This is a genomic window from Halorussus salinus, from assembly GCF_004765815.2.
In the GTDB taxonomy this organism is placed as follows: Archaea; Halobacteriota; Halobacteria; order Halobacteriales; family Haladaptataceae; genus Halorussus; species Halorussus salinus.
Genome location: NZ_SBIS02000011.1, coordinates 59,947 through 74,591, shown reverse-complemented (window position 1 = coordinate 74,591; position 14,645 = coordinate 59,947). Strand labels below are relative to the sequence as shown.

At 67.4% G+C, this 14,645-nt stretch carries 14 protein-coding genes; all 14 read left to right on the top strand.

The features are described from left to right. Positions 1-71: 71 nt before the first annotated feature. The 14 genes from EPL00_RS19750 (at position 72) to EPL00_RS19685 (ending at position 14,600) form a co-directional block, all read left to right on the top strand. Positions 72-1,016, top strand: a complete 945-nt coding sequence (locus tag EPL00_RS19750; protein WP_135854915.1) for a hypothetical protein — start codon at positions 72-74, stop codon at positions 1,014-1,016. 381 nt (positions 1,017-1,397) lie between these two features. Then, a complete protein-coding gene (locus tag EPL00_RS19745) occupies positions 1,398-2,699 on the top strand; it encodes a 5'-deoxyadenosine deaminase (RefSeq protein WP_135854996.1) in 1,302 nt (433 codons plus the stop codon). A gap of 282 nt (positions 2,700-2,981) precedes the next feature. Next, complete coding sequence (locus EPL00_RS19740) at positions 2,982-4,292, top strand: ABC transporter substrate-binding protein (RefSeq protein ID WP_135854916.1); 1,311 nt, start codon at positions 2,982-2,984, stop codon at positions 4,290-4,292. Between the two features lie 3 nt (positions 4,293-4,295). Continuing rightward, a complete protein-coding gene (locus EPL00_RS19735) occupies positions 4,296-5,210 on the top strand; it encodes a branched-chain amino acid ABC transporter permease (protein ID WP_135854917.1) in 915 nt (304 codons plus the stop codon). Further along, entirely contained in the window at positions 5,207-6,274 is a 1,068-nt protein-coding gene (locus EPL00_RS19730) for a branched-chain amino acid ABC transporter permease (protein WP_135854918.1), read from the top strand. Before EPL00_RS19735 ends, EPL00_RS19730 begins: the two co-directional genes overlap by 4 nt. Continuing rightward, the gene (locus EPL00_RS19725; RefSeq protein WP_135854919.1) at positions 6,271-7,026 is read left to right on the top strand and encodes an ABC transporter ATP-binding protein; all 756 of its coding nucleotides are present in this window, start codon (positions 6,271-6,273) and stop codon (positions 7,024-7,026) included. Before EPL00_RS19730 ends, EPL00_RS19725 begins: the two co-directional genes overlap by 4 nt. A 112-nt stretch (positions 7,027-7,138) precedes the next feature. Next, positions 7,139-7,843, top strand: coding sequence for an ABC transporter ATP-binding protein (locus tag EPL00_RS19720; protein WP_135854920.1), 705 nt, complete (start codon positions 7,139-7,141; stop codon positions 7,841-7,843). A gap of 95 nt (positions 7,844-7,938) precedes the next feature. Then, positions 7,939-9,090 (top strand): NAD(P)/FAD-dependent oxidoreductase, encoded by a 1,152-nt coding sequence (locus EPL00_RS19715; protein ID WP_135854921.1) that lies wholly within the window; start codon positions 7,939-7,941, stop codon positions 9,088-9,090. 313 nt (positions 9,091-9,403) lie between these two features. After that, positions 9,404-10,675, top strand: a complete 1,272-nt coding sequence (locus EPL00_RS19710) for a COG1361 family protein (protein WP_135854922.1) — start codon at positions 9,404-9,406, stop codon at positions 10,673-10,675. 151 nt (positions 10,676-10,826) lie between these two features. Then, on the top strand, positions 10,827-11,480 hold the full coding sequence (locus EPL00_RS19705; RefSeq protein WP_135854997.1) for an ABC transporter ATP-binding protein: 654 nt from the start codon (positions 10,827-10,829) through the stop codon (positions 11,478-11,480). Then, the gene (locus EPL00_RS19700) at positions 11,477-12,616 is read left to right on the top strand and encodes an ABC transporter permease (RefSeq protein ID WP_135854923.1); all 1,140 of its coding nucleotides are present in this window, start codon (positions 11,477-11,479) and stop codon (positions 12,614-12,616) included. The genes EPL00_RS19705 and EPL00_RS19700 overlap by 4 nt, the downstream gene beginning before the upstream one ends. Before the next feature lie 82 nt (positions 12,617-12,698). Continuing rightward, the gene (locus EPL00_RS19695) at positions 12,699-13,979 is read left to right on the top strand and encodes an ornithine cyclodeaminase, nickel-pincer nucleotide-dependent (RefSeq protein ID WP_135854924.1); all 1,281 of its coding nucleotides are present in this window, start codon (positions 12,699-12,701) and stop codon (positions 13,977-13,979) included. 82 nt (positions 13,980-14,061) lie between these two features. Next, positions 14,062-14,271 (top strand): hypothetical protein, encoded by a 210-nt coding sequence (locus tag EPL00_RS19690; protein WP_135854925.1) that lies wholly within the window; start codon positions 14,062-14,064, stop codon positions 14,269-14,271. Positions 14,272-14,333: 62 nt separating this feature from the next. Further along, positions 14,334-14,600 carry a hypothetical protein gene (locus EPL00_RS19685; RefSeq protein WP_135854926.1) on the top strand — a complete coding sequence of 89 codons (267 nt, stop codon included), beginning with the start codon at positions 14,334-14,336 and terminating at the stop codon, positions 14,598-14,600. Positions 14,601-14,645 lie beyond the last annotated feature (45 nt).

The following is a 14,645-nucleotide window of genomic DNA, read 5'->3' as shown; positions in this document are numbered from 1 at the left end:
CGCTTCCGGGGACTCCTCGGCGCACGTCGCCGACGAAAGTTTATCCCCGATGGCGAGTCAGTTCCGGGTAGATGACCGACGCGACCGACTACGACCCCGTCGGCTGTCCGGTGAGCGACTGCGCGTACCGCGACGCGGTGCGCTCGGTCGCCGCCCACGTCGCCCAAACCGACGACGACGCCCACGCGTGGGACCGACTCGGCTACGCCGGAGCGCGGGACTTCGTGGAGACCGAGAAGCGCCGCCAGCGCCAGCACGGCGGTGGCGCTGGGAATCGCGGTTCGACCGAACGCACGGGTTCGACTGGTGATACCGCGACCGAGGAGACCACGACCGCCAACACGGCGACCGCCGACACCGCGACCGCCGAGGAGGCCCGCGACCCGGCGGCCGGTGGGACGGGGAGCGGCGAGTTCACCGCGGCGTCCCAATCCGACGACGAGTCGTCCGGCGGCGGGTCGGAATCGTCCGGTGGCCGGTCCAAGCCGTCCGACGGCGACCCGGACGCCGCCGACGAGACCCCCTTCGAACTCGGCTTCGAGCGCGACGCGCTGGTCCTGCTGGAACTCGCCCGCGAGTACGACCTGTCGTCGCTGGAGGACCTCGGGACGTGGCAGTTGGCCGACCTCTACTCCCTGCTGGCGGATTTGAAGAACTCCGCCGACGACGCCCGGCAGGACGTTCGGGACGAACTACTGGAACACGTGAGCGAGGACCGCACCATCCCGGCGGACCTCGGGAGCGTCAGTCGCACGACCTACAACTACCGGCAAGTCGCCGACGAGGAGCGCGTCCATCGCGCGCTCGCCGACGCCGGAGTGGACCCCGAGGAGGTCCGGAGCTTCGACAAGTCCAAGCTGAAAGACGCAATCGAGGAGACCGACCTCGAAGAGGAGGACGTGTTCGACGTGGACGAGCGCCCCACGATTCGCATCTCCGAGTCGCACGACGACCGGCGCAGACGCCACTTCGAGCGACTGGACGACGAGATTCGGTCGCTAGCCGACGACGAATAAGAAATGTAGAAGTTTGTCTAGGGTGAGTATAGAAGTTTCTTAGAAACCTATAGATTTCTTAGTCGGGCGGGCTTCGAGGAATCCGGTCCGGAAACCGGCACCGACGAGAACCGCACCGCCGACCGCCCGACGGTGAACATCGCCGACAGTCCAGAAGCCGACGCCAATCAGAACCGCACCGCAATCGCCTCCGCCGACGGTACCGCAAACCGCTCGACAGCGACCGCCGACGCCAGTCCGATAGCCGACACCTGTCAGAACTGCACCGCCGACAGCGCCGCAACCGCCGCCGACAGCACCGTGAACGCCGCGACTCACCGCACCGCGGGGCGCTCCGGAATCGACAGCTATTTTCCGAGTTCGTGCCCTACTGGTTTCGGGATGCTACTACAGGGAACGGTCGTCGCCGACGCCGAGACGGTCATCGAGGAGGGCGCGGTCGTCACCGACGACGACGAAATCGTCGCCGTCGGCGACCGCGACGAGTTGGTCGAGACGTACCCGGACCACCAGCGCAGGGAGTACGACCTCCTCGCGCCGGGCGTGGTCGGCGGCCACGTCCACTCCGTCCAGTCGCTGGGCCGGGGCATCGCCGACGACACGGCCCTGCTGGACTGGCTGTTCGACTACGTGTTGCCGATGGAGGCCGGACTCGACGCTGAAGGGATGCGGATTGCCGCGGAGTTGGGCTATCTGGAACTGCTGGAATCGGGCGTCACGACCGCCATCGACCACCTGTCGGTGCGCCACGCCGACGAGGCGTTCGAGGCCGCCGGGGAGTTGGGAATCCGCGCCCGGATGGGCAAGGTGCTGATGGACACCGAGTCGCCCGACGGCCTGCTCGAAGAGACGCAGGAGGGCTTGGACGAGACCGAGCGCCTGATTCAGAGATATCACGACACGCACGGCGGGCGCATCCAGTACGCGGTCACGCCGCGCTTCGCGGTGAGTTGCACCGAGGAGTGCCTGCGCGGTTCGCGCGACCTCGCGGACGCCTACGAGGGCGTGCGCATCCACACCCACGCCAGCGAGAACCGCGACGAGGTGGCGACCGTCGAGGAGCGCACCGGCCGCCGGAACATCCACTGGCTGGACGAGGTGGGCCTGACCGGCGAGGACGTGGTGCTGGCCCACTGCATCTGGACCGACGAGAGCGAGCGGGAAGTCCTCGCGGAGACCGGCACCCACGTCACCTACTGTCCCTCCTCGAACATGAAGTTGGCCTCGGGAATCGCGCCCGTGATGGACTACGCCGAGCGAGGCATCAACGTCGCGCTGGGCAACGACGGCCCGCCCTGTAACAACACGCTCGACCCGTTCACCGAGATGCGACAGGCGAGTCTCCTCCAGAAAGTCGAACATCTCGACCCGACCACGACGCCCGCCGAGTTGGTCTTCGAGATGGCGACGCGGAACGGCGCGAAGGCCGCCGGGTTCGAGAACGTCGGCCGACTCCGGCCGGGGTGGAAGGCCGATATCGTGGGCCTGACGACCGACATCACGCGCGCCACGCCGCTCCACGACGTGTACTCACACCTCGTCTTCTCGGCGCACGGCGACGACGTGGAGTTCACGATGGTAGATGGCGAGGTCGTCTACGACGACGGCGAGTTGCGGACCGGCGACGCCGACGCGATTCGACGGCGAGCGCGGGAGTACGACCTCCCGGTCGGTCCCGAGTGAGTCGGGAGACGCGAGCGAGTCGAAAGCCGTCCTACTGCCCTCCTCCTGCGACCGTGACCCCTCGGCCACTCCTGTCTTCCTACGACCGCAGCCCGCCGACCACTCCCATCTTCCCACTGTCGCGCCCCGCCTACCGCAATCCAAAATTTCCAGTTCTGTCAACTAATTATGCAATTAGACTAATTTTCAGGTATATAACTGCCTAAATGGCTGTGAATGGTCGCTGTTTGGCGGCGATAGACGAATAACGTTATATGCTGGTAGTGACTTCTTCCCATTGTAATGAGAGACAATGACACGGAACGGGCGAATCGGCGAACGTTTCTCAAGTTCGCGGGTGCGGGTGGACTGGCCGCGACGGCCGGTTGTATCGGACTCGGTGGCAGCGGGGACGGCGGTGGCGACGGTCCCGACAAGATAGTGTTCGGCCAGCCTGCGGCCCAGACCGGTCAGTGGGACTTCCTCCAACCGGGCGTCTCGCAGGCGACCGACGCCGCGGTGAAGCACATCAACGACGCTGGCGGCCCGCTCGACGCTGACTTCGAAGTCGTCCGGCGCGACACCGCCGTCAAGCCACAGGAGGCCCGGTCGGTCGTCACGCAACTCGTGGAGAACGACGACGCGCTGGCACTGCTGGGGCTGTTCTCCAGCGAAATCAACCCCCTGTTCGACTTCCTGCAGGAACAGGAGACTCCCGTCGTGACGCCGTGGCCGGGGTCGAACTTCCTCGACACCCGCGGCGGCGACCACGGGACCCCCGACGACCTCAGTGACGACGAGTGGATCTGGCGGACCGTCATCAGCGACACGGTCCACACCGCGGGCGCGGCCAAGCGGGCGCTCGACCAAGGCCACGAGACGGTCGGCGTCATCAACGGCAACACCGAGGGCGCGCGCAGTTGGGCCGACGGCTTCGTCACCGCCTACGAGGAGGGCGGCGGTACCGTCGCCCGAGAGGTCGAGGTCAGTCAGGGCAGTTCGAGCTACCAGTCGGCGCTGAGTCGGCTCTTCGACGCGGAGTTCGACGCCTTCGCGGTGAGCATCCCGCTCGAAGACGCCATCACCCTGATGGGCGACTGGGCCGACGGCGGCTACGGCCGCCAGCCCATCCTCTCGGACCCCCTCGCGCAGGACGAACTGCCCAAGCAGGTCGGGAGCGCCCTCGACGGCGCGTGGGCCGCCAGCCCCGGCGACGCCGGGCCGAACTACGACACATTCGAGAGCGAGTACAACAGCATGGACGGCGACGCCGAGATAAACGGCTGGACCGCCCCGGCGTGGGACGCGACGCAGGTGGCCGCGCTCGCAGTCGAGCGCGCCGGAGAGGCCAGTAGAGAGGCCGTCGAGAAGAACCTCGGGCCGGTCACGCGCGGCGAGGGCACCGAAGTCGCCTCGTTCGAGGAGGGCAAGGAGGCGCTGGCCGACGGCGACGAAATCGTCTACCGGGGCGCGGCGACCGCGACCTCGTTCACGAACTTCGGCAACGTCTTCGGCTCCGTGACCATCAACGAAGCGAGAGGCGGGTCGTTCTCCACGTTGGAGACCATCCCGGCCGAGGAACTGCGCCAGTTCGTCAGCGAAGACGAGTACTAAGCTATGGGGTTGGCTCAGAACGTCGTCTTCGGCCTCGTCACGGGTTCGTACATCGCTATCGCCGCCATCGGGTTCACGCTCATCTACGGCATCGTGAACATGATAAACTTCGCGTACGGCGAGTATCTCACCATCGGCGCGTTCGTCGGCGTCCTCTCGGCGGGGATGCTCCCGTTGCCCCTGCCGGTCGCGGCGCTCGTCGCGATGGCTGGTGGCGGCATCGCCAGTCTCGTCCTCGCACGGGCGTTCTTCACGCCCATCAACGACACCGGTCCGGTGCCGATGCTGCTCACGTCCATCGGTCTCGGGCTGGCGCTCCGGAATCTCATCCGACTCACCGGCGGCCGGAGCGCGCGCTACTTCGACACCGAGACCACGACCTACCAGTTCGACGGTCTCCCGGCCCTCGCGGTCGGCCCGGTGGACCTGCTGGGCGACCTGTTCGTCACGTCCGAACAACTCGTGGTCGTCGGCAGTGCGGTCGCGGTCTTCGTCGTCCTGCACGCGATGCTGACCCGGACCGACGTGGGCATCGCGATGCGCGCGATGGGCGACGACGAGAGTCTGGCCCGCGTCCGGGGCATCGACACGCAGTTCATCCGGGACAGCGTGTGGGTGCTGGCGGGCGTGCTGGCCGGACTCGCGGGCGTCCTCATCGGCATCCAGACGAACGTCAGTTCGAGTACCGGGTTCAGCCACATCCTGCAGATTCTCGCGGCCGCCATCTTGGGCGGTGCCGGGAGTCCGTACGGAGCCATCGCGGGAGCCTACGTCATCGGTCTCGTGCTGGCGCTCTCGACGGCGTTCCTCCCCGCAGGGATGACGGGCATCTCGACGGCGGTGGCGTTCTTCATCCTCGTCGTCGTCCTGCTGGTCAAGCCCAGCGGTATCGCCGGTCAGGAGGTGCGTGAGGCGTGAGCGTCGCCGACCGCCTCCCCGGAAGCATCGGCGACCGCCTCCCCGACGGGAGCGGCGACACGGCGCTCGTCTTCGGGGGCGCGTTGGCCCTGCTGGCGGCGCTGTTCCTGCTGACGCCCATCAGCGCGACGCTCCCCGGCGCGCTGTACGTCTTCTTGGAGGTCGCCATCCTGTTCGCCATCTACGGCGTCCTCGTGCTGGGGTTGGACCTCCAGTACGGCCACACTGGGCTGGTCAACTTCGGCCACGTGGTCTTCTTCGCGGCCGGGGGCTACACGGTCGCGATGCTGTCGGCCGAGGACCCCTTCGCGGGTATCGGCCTCGGCTTCCCGTGGCCGCTGGCGCTCGTCGCCGGAATCGTCGTCGCGGGACTCCTCGGCGCGGTCGTCGGGGCGACCTCGCTCCGACTCCGGGACGACTTTCTGGCCATCGCCACGCTGGCGACCGCCGAGATATTCCACTCGCTGTTCGTCAACTTCCGCGGCGTCTTCGGCGGGAACACCGGCATCCTCGGCGTGCCACAGCCGATCAAGGACCTCGCGGGCAACACCGACACGACGCTACTGGCGACCCTGCTGTTGTTCGGCGGCGTCTGCGCAATCGTCTTCGCGGTCGTGACGCGACTCACCGACTCGCCGTACGGCCGGGTCCTGCGGGCCATCCGCGCCGACGAACTCGTCACGCGATCGGTCGGCAAGTCCACGTTCACCTACAAGATGCAGTCGTTCGTCTACGGCGCGGCGCTCGCCGGACTCGCTGGCGGCCTGTTCGCGCTCTACAACGGCGCGGTCGCGCCCGGCTACTTCACGATTCAGGTGACGGTGACGGTCTGGATTGGGATGCTTTTGGGCGGCGCGTCGAACCACCGCGCGGTGCTGGCTGGCCTCGCGGTCATCATGGGCCTGCGACTCGCCTCGCGGTTCGCGCTCGGCGTCGCGCCGGTCTCGGCGGACGCGTTCGCCTCCATCCGACTCATCTTCGTCGGTCTCGTCCTCGTCGCGGTCATCCGGTACCGCCCGGCGGGCATCTGGGGCGACGCGAAGGAACTGGGGGTGGACACGTGACCCTCCTCGACGTGGACGGCATCGTCAAGGAGTTCGGCGGCCTCCGGGCCATCGACCGGCTCTCGCTGTCGGTCGAGGAGGGCGAACTCGTGGGCGTGATGGGTCCCAACGGGGCCGGGAAGTCCACGTTCTTCAACTGCGTCAGCGGCGTGCTGACGCCCGACGACGGACAGGTCCGATTCGCGGGCGAGGAGGTGACCGGCGACTCCCCCGAGGAGCTAGCCCGGAAGGGACTGGTCCGGACGTTCCAGCGGACCCGCGAGTTGGAGACGATGACCGTCCGGGACAACGTGCGACTGGCCGCGCCCGAGCAACCCGGCGAGCGGACGCTTCCCGCGCTCCTGCGCACGGACGGAATGCAGACCACCGAGCGCGAGGTCCGCGAGCGCGCGGACGAACTCATCGAGGCGTTCGAGTTGGACCACCTCGAAGACGAGTACTCCAGCAACCTCTCGGGCGGCCAGCGCAAACTGCTGGAACTCGCGCGGGTGCTGATGCTCGAACCGGACCTGCTGATGCTGGACGAACCGTTCGCGGGGGTCAACCCCTCGCTGACCCGCGACATCGCCGACCGCATCCGCGAACTGAACGACGAGGGGATGACGGTCGTCATCATCGAACACGAGTTGGAGACGCTGACCGAACTCGTGGACCGACTCGTCGTCCTCCAGCAGGGGAGCCTCCTCGTGGAGGGCGACCCCGAGGAGGTACTGGCGGACGAGCGCGTCATCGAGGCGTACCTCGGAGAGTGACCATGAACGCACGATACACTCACGAGCAGTTGGACCGAGACGAGACGGCCCGCGAGCGACTGGCGGTCGGCGAGCGACGGGAGACCGCCGAGCGAGCGACGGAGGTGGTCGCGTGAGCCTCCTCGACGTGTCGGCCCTCGACGCGGGCTACGGCGAGCTACAGGTCCTCTCGAACGTGGACCTCCACGTCGAGGAGGGCGAGTACGTCACCATCGTCGGTCCGAACGGGGCTGGCAAGTCCACCGCGATGAAGGCCGTCTTCGGCATCGCCGACCGACTGGACGGCTCCATCACCTTCGACGGGGGCGACATCGGCGACATGGACCCCGAGGAGGTCATCCACGAGGGACTGAGCTACGTCCCGCAGGTGGACAACGTGTTCCCGTCGCTGACGGTCGAGGAGAACCTGCGACTCGGCGCGTACATCCTCGACGAGACGCCCGAGGAACGCCGCCGGGCCGTCTTCGAGCGGTTCCCCATCCTCGAAGAGCGACTCGACGCGAACGCCGGGACGCTCTCGGGCGGCCAACAGCAGATGCTCGCGATGGGCGCGGCGCTGATGCTGGACCCCGACCTCCTCTTACTCGACGAGCCGTCGGCTGGACTCGCGCCCGACCTCGTGACCGAGATGTTCGACCGCGTGGACGCGGTCAACGACTCGGGCACGGCCGTCCTGATGGTCGAACAGAACGCCAAGGAGGCCCTGCGGCGGTGCGACCGCGGCTACGTGTTGGCCCAAGGCGAGAACCGCTACGAAGGCTCGGGCCGGGACCTCCTCGGCGACGACGAGGTTCGCAAGCAGTTCCTCGGCGGCTGAAGCGTTCGAACCGACCGACACCTTCGACCTGCGAATCTTTCTCGCCATGTGGTAACAGTACACTTATTTAGCCGTGGCGTCGAGTATCTGGAGATATGGACGTTGTCGTGGTCGGCGGCGGAATCGTCGGACTCTCCTCGGCGTACGCGCTCGCGGAGCGCGGCGCGAACGTCACGCTCGCGGAGAAGGGGTCGCTCGGGATGGGAAGCACCGCGCGTTCGGCGGGCGGCATCAGGATGCAGTTCTCGACGGAGGTCAACGTCAGGCTCTCGCTGGCGAGCATGGAAGTCTGGGACGGCTTCGCCGACGAGTTCGGCGTGAACATCGAACATCGGCGACCGGGCTATCTCTTTCTCGCGCGGAGCGACGGGACCGCCGAACGGTTCCGGGCCGACGTGGCGATGCAGAACGACCTCGGCGTCGGCAGTGAGTACCTCTCGCCCGCCGAGGCCCGCGAACACTGCCCCGGACTCCGGGACGAGGAGTTCGTCGCGGCCCAGTACAACGCCGAGGACGGTTTCGCGGACCCGAACCTCGCCGTACAGGGGTACGCCGAGGCGGCCCGCGAGGCCGGAGCGGACATTCGAACGAAGACGGCGGTTCGGGACGTGCTGACCGACGATTCGGGCGTCGTCGGCGTCGAGACCGACGACGAGCGCATCGACGCCGACTTCGTGGTGAACGCCGCCGGAGCGTGGGCGAGTCGGGTCGCCGAACTGGCTGGCCTCGACCTGCCGATACACCCCCGGCGACGCCAGATTGCGACGGTCGAACCGACGACGCCGGTCCCCGAAGACGTGCCTCTGACCATCGACCTCGACACGGGGTCGTACTTCCGACCCGAGCGCGACGGCGCGGCGCTGGTCGGGGGACAGTTTGGCGACGAGGACCCCGACGTGGACCCGGACGCCTACTCGGAGTCGATGGACATCGAGTGGGCGGCGACCGCGGTCGAGCGCGCGGCCGACTGCGCGACCTACTTCGACGCCGACTCGCGCATCAAGCGCGGGTGGGCCGGGTTGTACGCCGTGACGCCCGACCACCACCCGATTATCGAGGAGACCGCGCCGGGGTTCGTCACCGCGGCCGGGTTCTCGGGTCACGGCTTCCAGCACGCCCCGGCGACCGGGACGTTGGTCGCCCAACTCTGTCTGGACGGCGAGGCGTCGCTCGTAGACGTGAGTTCACTGTCGAGCGACCGGTTCGGCGACGAGGGCGGGGAGTTGGTCGAGCAGAACGTCGCGTGACGCGTCGGCCGGGACGGCACAGACCGGGAACCCCAGTAATCGACTGAACGGGCCTTTCTCCGAGCGGTGAATCGAGCGGAAGAATCGAGGACGGCGGACCGTCGCTCGAAGAAATCCTAACGTTATTAATGAAAGCAGAGATATCAACCCGTACCGACATGTCCCCGAACACGACGCGGCGCGGCGTCCGAACTCGGCGGGACGGTCCGACGCGTGCGGACCGGTCCGGCGACGACGGCACGCCCGCCCTCCGCCACGTTCGCCCCTCCTCACCGACAGACGCCGAACCGACGACCGAGAGGTGTGCGCCGCGATGACGACGGCACGACTCCTCGCGTGTCTGGTCGTCGTCGTCTCGGCGGCCGCCTCCGGAGTCGCCCCCGCGGTCGCCGCCTCCGCCGGAGCGGCCGATACTCCCGCGAAGGAGTCGGTCTCCTCTGGCGAAGAACCTGCCGCCCTCGACACCGCCGCGGCCCAGTCCAGTACGCCGACGCTCGTGACGGTCAGGACATCGCTGAACGACACCCAACCGGAAGCGGGGTCGAACGTCACGCTCACGACGCACGTCGAGAACGTCGAAGACGGAGACGGCGACGTGTACGTCGAGACCGTCGAGATACGCCGACAGTCCGACGGCGAGGTACTCGCGGAGAAGACCCCGAACAAGCGACTCTGGTCCGGCCAGCGTCTCGAAAGCGCACAGTCGTTCGCCTTGGAGGAACCGGGCGAACACGACCTCACGGTCCACCTCGAGTTACGCCGCACCGATAAGACCGACTACGTAGTCGAGCAACCGGTCGGAATCACCGTCTACGACCCCCATCCCAAGATGACGGTCGAGACCGAACCGACCCTCCCCGGCAGTCGAACGACGCTGAACTTCTCGCTGTCGAACGGAAACGACGAGGAGATTCGGAGCGTCGAAGTCCGACTCCGGGGTGACGGCGTGTCGGTGAAGGACAACCGCCGAAGCGTCGCGAAACTGGCCGCAACGTCTACCGAGCAGTTCGCGTTCGAGGTGAGCGGCGATACCGAGGGAACCGCGAATCTGACCGCAGATCTCGAATACACGACTGCGAACGGGACTCACCGGAGCGTCACCCGGACGCTTCGGCCGACGTTCACCCCGCTTTCGAGTCCCGGAGCCATCGAACTCACCGGCCTCTCGGTCGTGCGCCGCGGCCAGACGCTCCAGATTTCCGGGAGCGCGAGCAACGTCGGGACGACCGACGTACTCGGCGTGACCGTCGGCGTGAAGTCGGGCGAGAACGTCTCGCCCGGTCAATCGACCGCCGAATACTTCGTCGGTAAAGTGGCGTCGAGCGACTTCACCTCGTTCAAGGTTCGGGCGCAACTCGACGGGAACGTCTCGACGGTGACGGTTCCGCTGCGGGTCAGCTACATCGTGGACGACGTGCGCCGGAATCGGACCGTCTCGGTGACCTACGACGTACCCCAACGCCCCGCGGAACCGGCCACTTCCGAGTCGGGGTCGTCGCTCCCGCTATCACTGCCGCTCGTCGGCGGCGGTCTCGTCGGACTGGTCGCGCTCGCGGGCGGTTGGAGGTGGTTCCGTGGCGACTGACGAATCGACCGAGGGAACTACCGCGGGTCTCGCCGACGCGACCGACGCGACGACCGACGGCGAGACCGGAGCGACCGACGCTACCCCCGCCACGACCGACGGCGAATCCGGCGGGAACGACGGCGAGTCGGCCGCCGACACGTCGCCCGTTATCCGCTCGCGAAACGTCGTCAAAGAGTACGACTCCGGCGAGGAGGTCCTGCGTGCGCTCAAGGGTATCGATATCGAAGTTCGTCCCGGCGAGTTCGTCGCGGTCGTCGGCCCGAGCGGGAGCGGCAAATCGACGCTGTTGAACCAACTCGGACTGCTCGACACGCCCACGGAGGGCACGGTCTCGGTCCGGGGAACCGCGGTGAGCGACCTCTCTATCGCCGAGCGGACGCGACTGCGCAAGCGCACCGTCGGGTTCGTCTTCCAGAACTTCTATCTCATCCCGACGCTGTCGGCCGTCGAGAACGTGAAGGTGCCTCGGCTGCTCGACGGCGACCGGTCGGCGACCCACGACCTCGCCACGGACCTGCTGGAACGGGTCGGTCTCGGCGACCGACTCGGCCACCTCCCGAACGAACTCTCCGGCGGCCAGAAACAGCGCGTCGCGGTCGCGCGGTCGCTGGTCAACGAACCCGACCTCGTGCTGGCCGACGAACCCACCGGGAACTTGGACCAAGACACCGGGTCGCAGGTCCTCGCGGAGTTCGGTCGCATCACCGACGACGGCGTCGCGGTCGTCGCCGTCACCCACGACGAACAGGTGACGGAGTTCGCCGACCGAACCATCGAACTCGTGGACGGACGAATACGATGATGGAGTGGCTGTTCGAGCGGTTTCCGCTGGCGATGCTCGCCCGCAGGAACCTCTCTCGGGCCAAAACTCGGTCGGCGCTGGCGATGCTCGGCGTCGTCATCGGCGTCGTCGCCATCGCCTCGCTCGGCGTGTTCGGCGTCGCGTTCAAACTGTCGTTCCTCCAAGGCGCGACGTTCGGGAACACGGTCCTCGTCATGCCGGGCGAGGACGCCAACTTCACGCTCTCGCAGAGTCAGGTCTCGAAGGTGAAGTCGAACGTGGACGCCGACGACGAGGTGTACGCGATGAAACAGCGCCGCGGGCGGCTGTCGCATCTCCGGCAGTCCGGGCCGGTCTCCGTCTACGGTCTCGAGGAGGCCCGCCAGTACCTCTCGACGAAGCGCGGGCGGATACCGAACACGTGGCGCAAGCAGGTGCTGGTCGGCGCGGAGACCGCCGCCACCTACGGCGTAGGTCCCGGCAGTAGCGTCACGCTCGACGGCAAGTCGTACCGAGTCGCGGGCGTCCTCGAAGACCAACCCCGCGGCGGCGCGTTCCAGAGCCTCGACGATGGCGTTCTCGTCCCGATGTCGACGTTCGAGGAGGATCAGTACTCGCAGGTTCAGATTCGGACCGATTCGCCGACCGAAGCCAACCGGACCGCGGTGATGCTCCGTGAGCGTCTGGGCTTCGGCCGCGAGGACCGCTACCGCATCGTCGATTTCAAAGACTCCATCGAGCGGTTCAACGAGCAGATGTCGACCATCAACCTCTTTCTCCTCGGGGTCGGGGGCATCTCGTTGCTCGTGGCGGGCATCTCCATCCTGAACGTCCAGTTGATGAGCGTCATCGAGCGCCGCGAGGAGATCGGCGTCCTCCGGGCGGTCGGCTACGGCCGGTTCGACATCCTCAAGCTCATGCTCGGGGAGTCGGCGCTCCTCGGACTCGTCGGCGCGCTCGTCGGTGCCGTGTTGAGTCTCGGACTCGGGCTGCTCATCAACCGGCAACTGCTCGGGGACCCATTCGCGTTCACCGCGAAGGGGTTCCAGTACATCGGACTCGGACTCGCGTTCGGGGTCGGTGCGGCGGTCATCAGCGGACTCTACCCCGCGTGGAAGGCCGCCAACGAGCGTCCGGTCGAGGCGCTCCGGGACTGACTCCTCGACTCCGACCGTTCTGCGACCAGCGAATAACCACCGCCAGCGCAACGTTGATTGCTCGGCCTTCCGTTCTCCGGGTATGACAGTCGCACGCACGGTCGAGCTGGAGGGCCACATCATCGACTCGGGGATGATGCAACAGTGCTTCGGCGTCGTGATGGACCTCGGGGGCGACTTCGACGTGGAGGTCTTCGACGTGGGGACGCACAAGGACGCCGAGTCGTACTGCCGGATGGTGGTCACGGCCGACGACGAGGAGTCCCTGCGCGAAATCCTGCACGAACTCCACCAGCACGGTGCGCACCTCTCGGACCCGCCCGACGCGACGCTCGAACCCGCACCCGGCGACAAAGTGGTGCCCCACGGCTTCTACTCCACGACGAACCACCCGACGAAAGTTCGCTACGAGGGCGAGTGGCTCCCCGTCGAGAACGTCGAGATGGACTGCGCCGTCGTGGTCGAACCGGCGTCGGACCCCGACGCGGAGGCCGGAGATGGAGAGAGCGACGCGGAGACCGCGGACGACGGCCCGCGGGCCTACACGAAGGTCCTGAACGCCATCGAGGAGGGCGACTTCGTGGTGACCGACGAGGCTGGCGTCCGGGTGGACCCGCCCGAGCGCCCCCGCGGGTCGAAGGGTCCGTTCGGGTTCATGCAGGGCGGGGTGTCCGCCGAGCGCCCGTCGGGGTCGCTCATCCGGGAAATCGCCGAGGCCGTCGCCGAGACGAAGGCCGAGGGTGGCACCGTCTTGGCGGTCGCCGGTCCCGCGGTCATCCACGCGGGCGCTGGCGACGCGCTGGCCCGACTGGTCCGCGAGGGCTACGTGGACATGCTCTCGGCGGGCAACGGCTTCGCGGTCCACGACCTCGAACGCGGCCAGTACGGCACGTCGCTGGGCTTAGACGTGGAGACGCTCGAAAGCCCCCGGAAGGGCCACAAGCACCACATCTACACCATCAGCGAGATAATCCGGGCTGGCGGCATCGAGGAGGCCGTCGAAGACGGACTGGTCGAGGAGGGCGTGATGTACGAGTGCGTCGCAAACGACGCGCCCTACGTCCTCGCGGGGTCGATTCGGGACGACGGTCCGCTTCCGGACACCATCACCGACGCGGTGGAGGCCCAGAACGCCATCCGCGAGCAGGCCCGCGAGGCCGACCTCGTGATAATGCTCTCGACCCTGCTCCACTCGGTCGCGGTCGGCAACTGCCTGCCCTCGACCACGAAGGTCGTCTGCGTGGACATCGACCCCGCGACGGTCACGCAACTGCTGGACCGCGGGAGCGCCCAAGCCATCGGGATGGTGACCGACGTGGGCACCTTCGTCCCGAAACTCGCCGAGGTGCTGGTCGAGGAGTAGCGAGGCGGGTCGGCGCGGAGCGCCGAGTCGGAGACCGAAACGCCGCGATACTGTTATCAGTCTGTCAGTCGAAGGCGACCGCATGGTATTCTCCACGGAACCGGTCTGGAGCGAGGTCGCCGACGACTTCACGACGGAGTGCGAGAGCGCGGTCGTCTACGCCGACTTCGAGGGTGAGACGGTCCTCCACGACGGTCCCATCAGGGTCCTCGGGAACGGCTGGGTCGAACTCCCCTCGGGTCGCCTGCTGTCGCCCGAGGCGGTCCACCACATCGACCCGCAGACCGAGTAGGCCACCCTCCGACGGCTAACGGACAAAGCATTTGCACTGCGCTCGAAAACGTCGATGCGACGATGCGACGACTCGTGACCGAAAACCTCGGGTACGCGCTCCTCGGCGGCCCGGTACTGGCTATCGCGTCGTTTCTCGTCGGGGCGTCCCTCCTCGGGACCGCGGCCGGAGTCGGATGCGCCGTCGCGGCGTACGGTCTCGGTTGGGCGCTCGCGGTCCGGCAGTCCGGACAGGAGACCGAAACGCCGCCGGACTCCGACGACGAGCGAACTCGACGCGAGAACGAACTGGAGGCCGAGAAAGGGAGCTTCGGCGGGGGCGGTGGGTAGAGCTTCTCCCAACTTTCCGGCGAGCGGTCCGTCTCGACACCCAAC

Excerpts from the sequence above, each read along its gene's own strand:
- EPL00_RS19685 (WP_135854926.1), top strand. The coding sequence starts at position 14,334 with ATGCGACGACTCGTGACCGAAAACCTCGGGTACGCGCTCCTCGGCGGC.
- EPL00_RS19710 (WP_135854922.1), top strand. The coding sequence starts at position 9,404 with ATGACGACGGCACGACTCCTCGCGTGTCTGGTCGTCGTCGTCTCGGCG.
- EPL00_RS19695 (WP_135854924.1), top strand. The coding sequence starts at position 12,699 with ATGACAGTCGCACGCACGGTCGAGCTGGAGGGCCACATCATCGACTCG.
- EPL00_RS19750 (WP_135854915.1), top strand. The coding sequence starts at position 72 with ATGACCGACGCGACCGACTACGACCCCGTCGGCTGTCCGGTGAGCGAC.
- EPL00_RS19735 (WP_135854917.1), top strand. The coding sequence starts at position 4,296 with ATGGGGTTGGCTCAGAACGTCGTCTTCGGCCTCGTCACGGGTTCGTAC.
- EPL00_RS19700 (WP_135854923.1), top strand. The coding sequence starts at position 11,477 with ATGATGGAGTGGCTGTTCGAGCGGTTTCCGCTGGCGATGCTCGCCCGC.
- EPL00_RS19690 (WP_135854925.1), top strand. The coding sequence starts at position 14,062 with ATGGTATTCTCCACGGAACCGGTCTGGAGCGAGGTCGCCGACGACTTC.
- EPL00_RS19715 (WP_135854921.1), top strand. The coding sequence starts at position 7,939 with ATGGACGTTGTCGTGGTCGGCGGCGGAATCGTCGGACTCTCCTCGGCG.
- EPL00_RS19740 (WP_135854916.1), top strand. The coding sequence starts at position 2,982 with ATGAGAGACAATGACACGGAACGGGCGAATCGGCGAACGTTTCTCAAG.
- EPL00_RS19745 (WP_135854996.1), top strand. The coding sequence starts at position 1,398 with ATGCTACTACAGGGAACGGTCGTCGCCGACGCCGAGACGGTCATCGAG.